Origin of the sequence: Allomesorhizobium aridi (assembly GCF_043769475.1) — a bacterium.
Lineage (GTDB): Bacteria > Pseudomonadota > Alphaproteobacteria > Rhizobiales > Rhizobiaceae > Allomesorhizobium.
In genome coordinates, this window is the sequence record NZ_CP171729.1 from 2,841,941 (window position 1) to 2,854,330 (window position 12,390).

At 65.8% G+C, this 12,390-nt stretch carries 8 protein-coding genes; 5 read left to right on the forward strand and 3 right to left on the reverse strand.

Annotation, left to right across the window (positions count from 1 at the left end; genetic code table 11):
* Window positions 1-133: 133 nt before the first annotated feature.
* The 3 genes from ACG873_RS16050 to ACG873_RS16060 all read left to right on the forward strand — a co-directional run bounded on the left by ACG873_RS16050 (window position 134) and on the right by ACG873_RS16060 (window position 8,501).
* Entirely contained in the window at window positions 134-5,608 is a 5,475-nt protein-coding gene (locus ACG873_RS16050; RefSeq protein WP_394892999.1) for an MG2 domain-containing protein, read from the forward strand.
* Between the two features lie 151 nt (window positions 5,609-5,759).
* The gene (pbpC, locus tag ACG873_RS16055) at window positions 5,760-7,850 is read left to right on the forward strand and encodes a penicillin-binding protein 1C (protein ID WP_394893001.1); all 2,091 of its coding nucleotides are present in this window, start codon (window positions 5,760-5,762) and stop codon (window positions 7,848-7,850) included.
* A gap of 201 nt (window positions 7,851-8,051) precedes the next feature.
* Window positions 8,052-8,501, forward strand: a complete 450-nt coding sequence (locus ACG873_RS16060; protein WP_394893002.1) for an RrF2 family transcriptional regulator — start codon at window positions 8,052-8,054, stop codon at window positions 8,499-8,501.
* On the opposite strand, the gene ACG873_RS16065 is transcribed toward ACG873_RS16060, so the two are convergent.
* The 3 genes from ACG873_RS16065 to ACG873_RS16075 all read right to left on the reverse strand — a co-directional run bounded on the left by ACG873_RS16065 (window position 8,485) and on the right by ACG873_RS16075 (window position 10,099).
* Window positions 8,485-9,444, reverse strand: coding sequence for an LLM class flavin-dependent oxidoreductase (locus ACG873_RS16065; RefSeq protein ID WP_394893004.1), 960 nt, complete (start codon window positions 9,442-9,444; stop codon window positions 8,485-8,487). The two genes, ACG873_RS16060 and ACG873_RS16065, sit on opposite strands and share 17 nt — an antisense overlap.
* A 113-nt stretch (window positions 9,445-9,557) precedes the next feature.
* Window positions 9,558-9,695, reverse strand: a complete 138-nt coding sequence (locus tag ACG873_RS16070) for a hypothetical protein (protein WP_394893006.1) — start codon at window positions 9,693-9,695, stop codon at window positions 9,558-9,560.
* A gap of 35 nt (window positions 9,696-9,730) precedes the next feature.
* Window positions 9,731-10,099, reverse strand: a complete 369-nt coding sequence (locus ACG873_RS16075; RefSeq protein ID WP_394893008.1) for a hypothetical protein — start codon at window positions 10,097-10,099, stop codon at window positions 9,731-9,733.
* A gap of 26 nt (window positions 10,100-10,125) precedes the next feature.
* Between ACG873_RS16075 and ACG873_RS16080 the strand changes: the two genes are divergently transcribed.
* Window positions 10,126-11,358 (forward strand): 3-methyl-2-oxobutanoate dehydrogenase (2-methylpropanoyl-transferring) subunit alpha, encoded by a 1,233-nt coding sequence (locus ACG873_RS16080; protein WP_394893010.1) that lies wholly within the window; start codon window positions 10,126-10,128, stop codon window positions 11,356-11,358.
* A 3-nt stretch (window positions 11,359-11,361) separates the two neighbouring features.
* A complete protein-coding gene (locus ACG873_RS16085; RefSeq protein ID WP_394893011.1) occupies window positions 11,362-12,375 on the forward strand; it encodes an alpha-ketoacid dehydrogenase subunit beta in 1,014 nt (337 codons plus the stop codon).
* Window positions 12,376-12,390: the final 15 nt, after the last annotated feature.

The following is a 12,390-nucleotide window of genomic DNA, read 5'->3' on the forward strand; positions in this document are numbered from 1 at the left end:
GCGGGCAGAGCCGTAGGTTTCACGCCAGCAACGTTGTTATCCGTGACAGGCGGGGGTCCTGTCCCGTTTCGATTTGACAGGCTATATTGAAGCTACGTCACGTCGTTCACGGCAGCAGCATTTGGAGGGGATTATGTCACTGCGCGCGGTTCGTGGTTTTTCTGCTTTCCTTTTCCTCTTCTTTTCCTGGCTTGCGCCAGCCCTGGCCGCGGATGCGAGAACGGTCGTCACCACGCAGAACCAGGACTATTTTGGCTTCGACCTGCGGTCCGAGCAGAACGTCACGCTCGACCAGTGCAAGTCCACCTGCCTCGGCGATTCGGCCTGCCGCGCCTTCACCTACAATACGAAGGCGAAATGGTGCTTCCTCAAGTCGGATTTCGCGACGCTTAAGCCGTTCAACGGTGCGGTTGCCGGCAAGGTCGTCACGATCGGCAGCGATCCGGATATCGGCGCGCCGCCGGAACTGGCCTTCCTGCCGCAATGGCTGCCGGAAGAAGCCGCAAAATATCGCGGCCGGCTGACCAATGGAATGAATGCGGTCGGCGAAGAAGGGCTCGCGGCGCTGACGGAGGCCGGCGAATACGCCATGCTGACCGGCGATCCGCGCGCCGCCGCCCAGAAATTCCGCGGCGCAATCGCTATTTCGCCTGACGACGGCCGACTGTGGCTCGGTCTCGCCCGCGCGATCATGACGGAGCCGGCGGCGGACAGCGCCAAAACCGCCGAGCGCGAGCGCGACTTCACCGATGCGGCGCTGAACGCCTACAAGCTTCTGCGCACCGCCGCCACGCGCGCCGACGCGCTGGCCGTGCTCTCTGTCGGCCTCGACCGCCGCGAATTCCATCGCGACGCGCTGCGGGCCTACGAGGCGAGCCTCGCCTTGGTGAATTCGGCGGAGGTCCGGGCCGAATACGACGACCTGAAGGCGCGCAAAGGCTTCCGCGTCGTCGAGCATTCCATCGAGGCCGACAGCGCCTCGCCGCGCGTCTGCGTGCAGTTTTCCGACGAACTGGTCAAGACCGGCGTCGACTATGCGCCCTTCGTGACCATCGACGATGCAGCGCCCAAGGCCATCGAGGCCAATGGCCGGCAGATCTGCGTCGAGGGCCTGGAGCACGGACGCCACTACCGCGTAGCGTTCCGTCCCGGCCTGCCCGCCGCCTTAGGCGAGGTCATCGGAACGCCGGTTGTGCTGGAGGTCTATGTCCAGGATCGCGCTGCGTCCGCCCGCTTCACCGGCGACAGCTTCGTCCTGCCATCTAGCGCGAGGCGCGGCATTCCGATCGTCACCATCAACATGACGACGGCCGACCTAAAACTCTTCCGCATCGGCGACCGCTCGCTCGCCCAGCTCCTGACCGGTCACCAATTCCTGCGCCAGCTCGACGGCTACGACATCGGCAATATCCGCGACCAGATCGGCGAGCCGATCTGGGAAGGCCGGATCGAGATCGCCAACGAGCTGAACAAAGAGGTGACCACTTCGTTTCCGGTCGACGAAGCTTTGCCGAACCGCGAGCCAGGCGTCTATGTGCTGACGGCGCAGCCGCAGAACGACACCGGCGAAGACTGGGATTCGCGTGCCACGCAGTGGTTCGTCGTCTCTGATATCGGTCTTTCCACCTACACCGGCCAGGACGGGCTCAACGTCTTCGCCCGCTCGCTAGGATCAGCCAAGCCGCTCGCCGACATCGAACTGACGCTGCTGGCCCGCAACAACGAGATCCTCGGCACCGCCACCACCAATGCCGAAGGCCGCGCAATTTTCATGCCCGGCCTGACCCGCGGCGACGGCGGCATGGCGCCGGCGGTGCTGACGGCGAGCCAGGACGACAAGGATTTCGTCTTCCTGGACATGACGCGCGCCGGCTTCGACCTGTCGGATCGCGGCGTGACAGGCCGCGCTGCGCCCGGCGCGCTCGACGTCTATGCCTGGACCGAGCGTGGCATCTACCGCGCCGGCGAGGAAGTGCATGTCGCGGCGCTCGCGCGCGACGACACGGCAAAGGCCGTCGAGAACCTGCCGCTCACCTTCATCTTCTCGCGCCCCGACGGCGTCGAGGACCGCCGCATCATCTCCGACGGCGTCAATGCCGGCGGTCATGCGGTCGACCTGACGCTTTCGCCCAACGCCATGCGCGGCACCTGGACGGTCAACATCCACACTGATCCGAAGGAAGCCGCGATCGTAAGCCATATGTTCCTGGTCGAGGATTTCGTTCCCGACCGGATCGAATTCGACCTGACCAGCGATACCGACGAGATCGCGGCGGGTGAGACCGCCAACGTCACCGTCGACGGACGCTTCCTTTATGGCGCGCCGGCGGCGGGCCTGGCGCTCGAAGGCGAGGTCACGCTGTCCACGATGCGCGAATGGGAGCGCTTCGACGGCTATTCCTTCGGCCTGGTCGACGAGCAGGACGATGGCGCCAGCCGCATGCCGCTGACCGGATTGCCGCTCGTTGGCGACGACGGCAAGGCGACCTTCCCGGTCCAGATCGGGCAACTGCCTTCTACAACGCGCCTGCTCAACGCCGAAGTAACGGTGCGCATGCGCGAGAGCGGCGGCCGCGCGGTCGAGGAGGCGATCGACATCGAAATCCGCCCGCAAGGCACGATGATCGGCATCAAGCCCGAATTCTCCGGCGATGAGGTCCCGCAGGGCTCGACCGCCAAGTTCGGAGTCATCGCCGTCGATCCGGACGGCAACCGCCAGGCGCTGACCGGTGCGCAATGGTCGCTGGTCAAGGTCGAGCGCAATTATCAATGGTATCGCAACGGCTCCTACTGGAATTATGAGCCGGTAACCTTCACCAAGGCCGTCGCCAACGGGCAGGTCGATATCGGCGCCGACGGCGCGGCTGAGGTGTCTGTGTCGGTCGACTGGGGTCGCTACCGGCTCGAGGTCGAAACCGCCGACCCGGCCGGTCCGGCGACAAGCGTCGAGTTCGACGCCGGCTGGTATGTCGAGGCCTCGTCGACGGAAACGCCGGACGCGCTCGAGATCGCGCTCGACAAGGAGAGCTATGCGGCGGGCGAGACCGCCAAGCTTCAGGTTTCGCCGCGCTTCGCCGGCGAGCTCCTGGTCACCGTCGGCGCCGACAAGCTCCTGACCACGGTCACGGCTACGGTTCCCGAAGGCGGCACGACCGTCGATATTCCGGTCGGCGCCGACTGGGGCGCGGGCGCTTATGTCACCGCCACGCTCTACCGGCCAGGCGAGGCGCAAGAATCGCGCATGCCGGCCCGCGCCATCGGCGTGAAATGGCTGTCCGTCGATCCCGGCGCGAAAAAGCTCGCAGTGGCGATAACACCGCCCGAAAAAGCCTCGCCGCGCCAGACCCTGTCGATCCCGGTCGCTGTAACCGGCGCCGCTCCGGAAAGCGACGCCTATGTGATGGTCGCCGCGGTCGACGTCGGCATCCTCAATCTGACGGACTACAAGACGCCCGATCCGGAAGCGTGGTTCTTCGGCCAGCGCCAGCTCGGCCTCGAACTGCGCGACCTTTACGGCCGGCTGATCGACGGCTCGCTGGGTACGGCCGGAAGACTACGCACAGGCGGCGACGGCGCGGCGATGACCGCCGAAGGCAGCCCGCCGACTGAGAAGCTGGTCGCTTTCTTCTCCGGCCCGGTGAAGCTCGATGCCGACGGCAAGGCCATCGTCGGCTTCGACATCCCGCAGTTCAACGGCACCGTGCGCATCATGTCGGTCGCTTGGACGAAGGAGGCCGTCGGCCATGCTTCGGCCGATGTGATCGTGCGTGATCCGGTGGTCGTCACCGCCGGCCTGCCACGCTTCCTCGCTCCCGGCGACGCCGCCGTGATGCGGCTCGACATCGCCAATACCGATGCGCCGGACGGCGACTATTCGCTCGCCATCGAAACCACCGGTGACCTCTCAACCGGCAGCGCCGCGCTGCCGGACAAGCTGCAACTCACCGCCGGCAAGCGCCAGACGCTGACCGTTCCGCTGATCGCCCAGACGGCGGGAGATGCGGGCATCACCATCCGCCTTGCCCATGCCGGCGGGCTGACGGTCGAGCAGAAGCTCTCGATCCCGGTCCGTCCGGCGGCGATGCCGGTCACCACCCGCATGGTCGTCGATCTTGGGCCAAACGGCAAAAGCCTGCGCATCGACCGCGAATTGCTGGCGGCGAGCCTGCTGCCCGGCGCCTATGTCAGCGTCGGCGTTTCGCCGGCTTCCGCCTTCGACGTGCCTTCGCTGCTGATGACGCTGGACCGCTATCCGTATGGCTGCGCCGAGCAAACCACCAGCCGCGCGCTGCCGCTGCTCTATGTCAGCGAGCTTTCGGCCACCGCCGGCATGGAGGACGATCCGAACCTGCGCGGCCGCATCCAGGAAGCGATCTATCGCGTGCTCAACTATCAGTCCTCGACGGGCAGTTTCGGCCTGTGGTCGCCGGGTTCGGGCGACCTCTGGCTCGATTCCTACGTCACCGACTTCCTGACCCGGGCGCGCGAACAGAAATACGACGTGCCCAGCGAGGCCATGATGCTGGCGCTGAACAACCTCCAGAATTCGCTGTCCTACGACATCGACCTGGAAGACCGCGGCAGCGAGATCGCCTATGCGCTCTATGTGCTGGCGCGCAACAAGAAAGCCTCGGTCGGCGATTTGCGCTATTATTCCGACACGCAGATCGAGGCGTTCTCGAGCCCGATGGCTGTCGCCCAGCTTGCGGCGAGCCTCGCCCTTTATGGCGACGCGCAGCGATCCGCGTCGGCCTTCACGACCGCGCTGCAATTGGCCAAAGCCAATGCCGAGCACAACTACTACCGCTCCGACTACGGCTCGCGGCTTCGCGACGGCGCGGCGATGCTGGCGCTGGCGGCCGAAAGCCGCCCGATGCCGGCCGTGGTTCCCGAACTGATCGAGCTCGTCTCGGCTGAACGCCGCGTGGCGTCCTACACCAGCACCCAGGACGAGGCCTGGATGCTGCTCGCCACCGGCGCCATGAAAGCCAACAGCGAAGCTATCAAGCTGACGGTCAATGACGCGACGCACACCGGCGCCTATTCCGAGCGGCTGACCGGGACGGAACTCCTCGACAACCCGCTGGTCATCGCCAACACCGGCCCGGACCCGGTGCAGGCGGTGATCACCACCGTCGCCGCGCCCGCACAGCCCTTGCCGGCCGGCGGCGACGGCTTCACCATAGAGCGCACTTACTACCGCCTCGACGGAACCGAAGCCAATGTCACCCAGGCGACGCAGAACGAGCGCTTCGTCGTGGTGCTGAAGGTCGCGGAACTGAGCGACTGGCCGTCGCGAGTCCTTATCACCGACCTGCTGCCCGCCGGCTTCGAGATCGACAATCCGCGCCTGATGTCGAGCGCCGACCTCGCCAACTTCTCGTGGCTTGCCCGAACGGAGGCGGCGCACCTCGAATTCCGCGACGACCGCTTCGTCGCGGCGTTCAACCGCGAGCAAGGCAGCGACCGGTCCGTCACGGTGGCTTATGTGGTGCGCGCGGTGACGCCCGGCGTCTATGCGCATCCGGCAGCGAGCGTGGAAGACATGTACCGCCCGCAATTTTCGGCGCGAACGGCGACGGGCATGATGGAGGTCAAGGCGCCGTGAGGCGCCCCAAACTGGCGAACATGACGCTGCCCCTCACCTGCCTGCCGGCATCCTCTCCCCGTAAAAACGGGGAGAGGAAAGACTACCGCAACGTCGACGCCCCCCTCTCCCCGTTCTTCACGGGGAGAGGGTAAGGGTGAGGGGCAGCGCCATGCCGGCCCGCAAAATTCTTAGAAAAGCGTCTCTCGCCTGCGCCGCCGGTGCCGGTTTCATCGCCTTGACCTTTGCCACCCTTCACAGCCTCGACCGCGCCTTCCCGCCTCCGCTGCCGGAAAAACTCGCCGTCTCGACCGAAGTCGTGGACCGCGACGGCGCGCTGCTGCGCGCCTTCGCCACGCCGGACGGCCGCTGGCGGCTGGCGGCGAACCTCGACCAGGTCGATCCGCAATTCGTCGAGATGCTGATCGCCTATGAGGACAAGCGCTTCCACGAGCACAAAGGCGTCGATCCGCTGGCGCTGCTGCGGGCGGCGGGGCAATTCGCAGGCAACGGCCGCATCGTCTCCGGCGGCTCGACGCTTTCCATGCAGCTTGCCCGGCTGATCGAGCCGCGCGCAAGCCGCAGCATCGCCTCGAAGCTGCGCCAGATTGCTCGAGCCGTCCAGATCGAGCGGCGGCTGACGAAGCGCGAAATCCTCGAGCGCTACCTGACGCTGGCGCCCTATGGCGGCAATCTCGAAGGCGTGCGCGCCGCTTCGCTCGCCTGGTTCGGCAAGGAGCCGAAACGGCTGAGCGTTTCGGAAGCGGCCCTTCTCGTCGCACTGCCGCAGCTGCCCGAAAAGCGCCGGCCGGACCGTCATCCGCAAGCCGCGCATGCGGCGCGCGATCGCGTGCTCGAACGCATGGTGGCGGCCGGATTGCTCGGCGAACGGGAAGCCGTCCGCGCCGCGACCGAGGATGCTCCGGGCAGACGCCTCGCGCTGCCGGCGCTCGCCGCCCACGCAGCCGACGCCGCCCTGCGCACCGAGCCGGAGAAAACCCGGCACCAATTGACCCTGAAGACGAGCGTCCAGCAGGGACTGGAAGCGGTCGCGCGCGACGCGGCGGCAAAGCTCGGGCCGCGCATTTCGGTGGCCATGGTGCTGGCAGACGCCCGCACCGGCGAGATTCTCGGCGAAGTCGGATCGGCCGATTATTTCGACGCCAGCCGGTCCGGGTGGATCGACATGACGAAGACGCGGCGTTCGCCCGGTTCGACGCTGAAACCCTTCATCTACGGGCTGGCTATCGAACAAGGGCTGGTGGCGCAGGAAACGCTGATCGAGGATCGCCCCGCCGACTTCGCCGGCTACCGGCCGAAAAATTTCGACATGAGCTACCAGGGCGATGTCAGCGTCAGGCAGGCGCTGCAGCTTTCGCTCAACGTGCCGGCGGTGCGGCTGCTCGACGCGGTCGGGCCGGCGCGGCTCGTGGCGCGCTTCCGCCAGGCCGGCGTGACGCCCGAGCTTCCGCCGGGCGAGACGCCCGGCCTTGCCATCGGCCTCGGCGGCGTCGGCGTGTCGCTGCGCGATCTGGTGCAGCTTTACACCGGCTTTGCCAATGACGGACGGGCGAAGCATCTGCGCAACGGGACGGAGGCCGAGGAGCCGCCGTCTGCCGAGGGCGTCATTCTGGAAGCGCAGGCGGCGTGGCAGGTAACCGACATGCTGGCCGGCGTCAGGCCGCCGGAGGGTGCCGCCCCGCGCGGCATCGCCTACAAGACCGGCACCTCCTACGGCTACCGAGACGCCTGGTCGATCGGCTATGACGGCCGCCATGTCCTCGGCGTCTGGGTCGGACGTGCCGACGCCGGCTCCGTGCCCGGCCTGTCCGGCTATGTCTCGGCGGCGCCCATCCTGTTCAAAGGCTTCGCCAAGTCAGGGCTTGCAGCTGTGCCCCTGCCCCGCGCGCCGGCCGGCGTTTTTCATGCCAAGCGCGAGGACCTGCCGGTCACGCAGGAACGCTTCGGTCCGGGCGGTGACGGAGTTGCCGTCGCCGCGATCTCCGAGCCTGCACCGCAGATCGTCTTTCCGCCCGACGGGGCGCGCGTCGAACTCGGCGCTTCCTCAGCCGAGGCGACGCCATTGGTCCTGAAATTGCAGGGCGGCCGCGCGCCGTTCCGCTGGCTGGCCAACGGCAAGCCGCTGACCGAGACCATCCGCCGCCGCACGGCCACGTGGCAGCCGGACGGTACGGGCTATTCGACACTGACGGTGATCGACGCAGCCGGCCGCGCGGCCAGCGTTCGGGTGTTCGTGGAATAGGGCTTCGCTGCCGCGAATTGCATGAGATCACCGGGCAGTTGAGCGCTGGCTGAAACTCACGAAAAATCAACAAGTTTAGTCTTGTATTTCAAGTTGGCCGATTTTATTCCGGATTGGGCGAAACGGGGCGTTCCGCCATGATTTGCGCACAAACGATCGCCATGGGCGGATGCGATCGAATTCTCATGAACCGTCTCCGGCATGCTCACTAGAAAAGGCAAATACGGCCTGAAGGCTCTCGTGCATCTTTCGGGAATGCCGGTTGGCCAGCTTGCGTTCGTCAACGACATCGCCGTTGCCAACAACATTCCCAAGAAATTTCTCGACGCCATCTTAGGCGAGCTGCGCAATGCCGGATTCGTGCAAAGCCGCAAGGGCAAGGAAGGCGGATACCGCCTCGCCCGGCCGGCCGCCGACATCAAGATCGGCCATGTCATACGGGTGCTGGACGGTCCGCTCGCGCCGATCCCCTGCGCCAGCCGCACACGCTACCAGCGCTGCGACGATTGCGACGAGGCAACCTGCCAGGTCCGGCACATGATGATCGATGTCCGTCAGGCGATAGCGGAAGTGCTGGACAACCGCAGCCTGGCCGCCATGCGCGATGCGGCCAACGACGAGCTGCTGGCGGACGTCAAGCATAGTAGCTGACGCGGGTTCGCGGGCTGGAGAGGAACACGCCTGTCGCCCGGAATTCTCCGGCTCCTTCCATCCGGCCCCTGACCCGCGGCGCAACCTCCCTCACGAAGGTTTCGATGTCGCGCGGCTGCGCAAGGTCGTGGAGCACGAACGCGCTTACGCCGAGAGCACGGTAATCGTTGAGCGCCCGGGCGACCTGCTCGGCGGTCCCGACAAGGCGCGTGGCCTCGGTTGCCGCCGGAAGCTGCTCGGCCCTCGCCAAAGCCTCTGCTCGCGTCGCTGCCACAATCGGCTGAACCGGAGCCGAATACCTGATCTTGTCTGCCCTGCCGTGGTGGGCCGCCGCCGCCTGCACCCGCGAAACGATCTGCCGCGTCTCCGTGATCGATCCCGCCGGCAGCGCAAAGATTTCGGCATGCCTGGCCGCGACCTTGATGGCGGTTCCGGAGGCTCCGCCGAGCATCAACGGCACCTGCGCCCGCCCGAAAGGCTTCGCGCCGACGTGGCCGTTCCTGATGCTGTAGAACGGGCCTTCGTGGTCGAACGGCTTGTCGTTGGCCCACAAGCGCTTCAGCAGAACGAGGTACTCGTCGGTGCGGGCGAACGCCGCCTCATGGTCGAGGTCGCATTGCCCGGCGACGACCTGGATTGCCAGGCGTCCGCCGCTCAACTGGTCGAGCGTGGCGAATTGCTGGGCGGCGACAGTCGGCGCGACGATGTCGGCGCAGTGCGAGACGATCACGCCCAGCGATGCCGTGTTGTGCAGGATGAACGAGGCGAGCTGCCCGTTGTCCGGCAGGCCCAGCGGATCGGCAATCAGAAATCGCTCGAAACCAGCGCGTTCGACGGCGCGCGCCTGAGTACGGATTTCATTCTGACGGGTCAGAAATTCCGGCGATTGCGCCGCCTGCGGGATGGTCCATCGTTCGGCGCGGCTGGTGAATTCGACATGCATGGCACTCTCCTTCATCATCGTCCCGGCCGCGAATCCGTACGGATTTGCGGCAATCGATTGTCGATATCGGAATGCTTGCTTTGCGCTTTCTCTACCGGTTCAAGCCGGGTTTCTCAGGGGACCAGCCCGAGGACGAGCGCCACCGTGAACCCGAAGGCCACGGCAAATACAACCGTTTCGATGCGCGAGCGAACCGTCGTGGTGTGGGCGCGGAACGCCTGCCGGCCGGCTTTGACAGAAGTCTGCAGCATGATCGACCTCCCTTATTCGGGTTAGTCTATGAATTTTATAGACATTGTCGATTGCAAAATTTTCGCCGTTCCTGGTGAATTATTCCCAGTGGACCGAAACCGGCAGCAAACGCTTCCCGAAGCTTCTGGTTCCGCGTTTTTTCGAGCTTTCCGCTTTTTTCGAGCCCGCGTCCGGCAAACCGGGTTTCCCAAAATAATTTCACGGATCTCGACGGCCACAGGAAGACCGGAAAAATCCGCGCCAGGACATACCGCGACATGAATGGCTGGCATGGCACGGCGCTCGCGCCATATAATTTCGCGCCGATGAATTCGTTCCTGCCGACGCCGCCGTCGCCGCCGATCAGGCGGGCCAGGTGGGCTTGATCGCCGGTTGCGGCGGTGGAATGAATGCCTGCAGCCACCCGTCCGTCGGCTCGGAGTATCACGGATGCCCCTGGAAAAAGTTCTCAGCCTCCACGTTCCGGAACCGGAAGTGCGGCCGGGCGGTACGCCTGATTTCTCCAACGTTCCGATCCCCAAGGCGGGTTCCGTTCCGCGGCCGGAGGTGGATGTCGATCCGCGCGAGATCCGCGACCTCGCCTATTCGATCATCCGCGTCTTGAATCGCGAAGGCGAAGCGGTCGGGCCATGGGCCGGCACGCTGACCGACGAGGAACTTTCCGAGGGCCTGCGCCACATGATGACGCTGCGCTCCTTCGACGCCCGCATGCAGATGGCGCAGCGCCAGGGCAAGACCTCCTTCTACATGCAGCATATGGGCGAGGAGGCCGTAAGCTGCGCCTTCCGCAAGGCGCTCCTGCCCGGCGACATGAACTTTCCGACCTACCGCCAGGCCGGCCTGCTGATCGCCGGCGGCTATCCGATGGTCGAGATGATGAACCAGATCTATTCCAACGAGCGCGACCCGCTGAAGGGGCGACAACTGCCGGTCATGTATGCCTCTAAGGATCACGGCTTCTTCTCGATCTCCGGCAACCTGACCACGCAGTATATCCAGGCGGTCGGCTGGGCGATGGCCTCGGCGATCAGGAACGACACGAAAATCGCGGTCGGGTGGGTCGGCGACGGCGCCACCGCTGAGAGCGACTTCCATGCCGCGCTGGTCTTCGCCTCGACCTACAAGGCGCCGGTCGTGCTCAACATCGTCAACAACCAGTGGGCGATCTCGACCTTCCAGGGCATTGCGCGCGGCGGCTCCGGCACGTTTGCGGCGCGCGGCCTCGGCTTCGGCATTCCGGCGCTCAGGGTGGACGGCAACGACTATCTGGCCGTGCACGCCGTCGCCAAATGGGCGACCGAGCGCGCGCGCAGAAACCTCGGGCCGACGCTGATCGAACACGTCACCTACCGCGTCGGCGCGCATTCGACCTCCGACGACCCGTCCGCCTACCGGCCAAAGGAGGAATCCGCGGCATGGCCGCTGGGCGACCCGGTGCTGCGGCTGAAGAACCATCTGATCGTGCGCGGCCTCTGGTCGGAGGAACGCCACAAGCAGGCGGAGGCCGAAATCCTCGATACGGTGATCGCCGCGCAGAAGGAAGCGGAGAGCCACGGCACGCTGCACGCCGGAGGCAAGCCCTCGGCGCGCGACATGTTCGAGGGCGTCTATGCCAAGATGCCGCCGCATCTGCGCCGCCAGCGCCAGCAGGCGGGGGTGTAGTCCATGCCACGAAAAACCATGATCGAGGCGATCCGCGACGCCATGGACGTGTCGATGGGCAAGGACGACAACGTCGTCGTGTTCGGCGAGGATGTCGGCTATTTCGGCGGCGTGTTCCGCTGCACTCAAGGGCTGCAGCAGAAATACGGCGTCACCCGCTGCTTCGATGCGCCGATCAGCGAGTTGGGCATCGTCGGCGCGGCGATCGGCATGGCCGCCTACGGCCTGCGCCCCTGCGTCGAGGTGCAGTTCGCCGACTACGTCTATCCGGCCTACGACCAGATCGTCTCGGAAGCCGCGCGCATCCGCTACCGCTCCAATGGCGAGTTCACCTGCCCGATGGTCATCCGCATGCCGACCGGCGGCGGCATTTTCGGCGGCCAGACCCACAGCCAGAGCCCTGAAGCGCTGTTCACCCACGTCTCGGGCCTCAAGGTGGTCGTCCCCTCCAATCCGCACGACGCCAAGGGGTTGCTGATCGCCTCGATCGAGGACCCCGATCCGGTCATCTTCCTGGAGCCGAAACGGCTCTATAACGGCCCCTTCGACGGCCATCACGAGCGGCCGGTGACGCCGTGGTCGAAGCATCCGCTCGGCGAGGTTCCGGACGGCCATTATTCCACTCCCCTAGGAAAGGCCGAGATCAGGCGGCAGGGCGCGGACGTGACCATCCTCGCCTACGGCACCATGGTCTATGTCGCCGAAGCCGCGGCCGAGGAAACCGGCATCGACGCCGAGATCATCGACTTGCGTACGCTCCTGCCGCTCGACCTCGACGCCATCGTCGCCTCGGTGAAAAAGACCGGGCGGTGCGTCGTCGTGCACGAGGCGACGCTGACCTCCGGCTTCGGCGCGGAACTGGCGGCACTGGTGCAGCAGCACTGCTTCTACGAACTCGAAGCGCCGATCGCCCGCGTCACCGGCTGGGACACGCCATATCCGCATGCCCAGGAATGGGACTATTTTCCGGGTCCGGCCCGCGTCGGCCAGGCGCTGCGCGAAACGATGGAAGCTTAGATGTCGAAAGTCCCG

What these genes read in the sequence shown, in the direction of transcription:
- ACG873_RS16085 (WP_394893011.1), top strand. Translation starts at nt 11,362, where the DNA reads ATGCCACGAAAAACCATGATCGAGGCGATCCGCGACGCCATGGACGTG.
- ACG873_RS16065 (WP_394893004.1), bottom strand. Translation starts at nt 9,444, where the DNA reads ATGCATGTCGAATTCACCAGCCGCGCCGAACGATGGACCATCCCGCAG.
- ACG873_RS16070 (WP_394893006.1), bottom strand. Translation starts at nt 9,695, where the DNA reads ATGCTGCAGACTTCTGTCAAAGCCGGCCGGCAGGCGTTCCGCGCCCAC.
- ACG873_RS16050 (WP_394892999.1), top strand. Translation starts at nt 134, where the DNA reads ATGTCACTGCGCGCGGTTCGTGGTTTTTCTGCTTTCCTTTTCCTCTTC.
- pbpC (WP_394893001.1), top strand. Translation starts at nt 5,760, where the DNA reads ATGCCGGCCCGCAAAATTCTTAGAAAAGCGTCTCTCGCCTGCGCCGCC.
- ACG873_RS16060 (WP_394893002.1), top strand. Translation starts at nt 8,052, where the DNA reads ATGCTCACTAGAAAAGGCAAATACGGCCTGAAGGCTCTCGTGCATCTT.
- ACG873_RS16080 (WP_394893010.1), top strand. Translation starts at nt 10,126, where the DNA reads ATGCCCCTGGAAAAAGTTCTCAGCCTCCACGTTCCGGAACCGGAAGTG.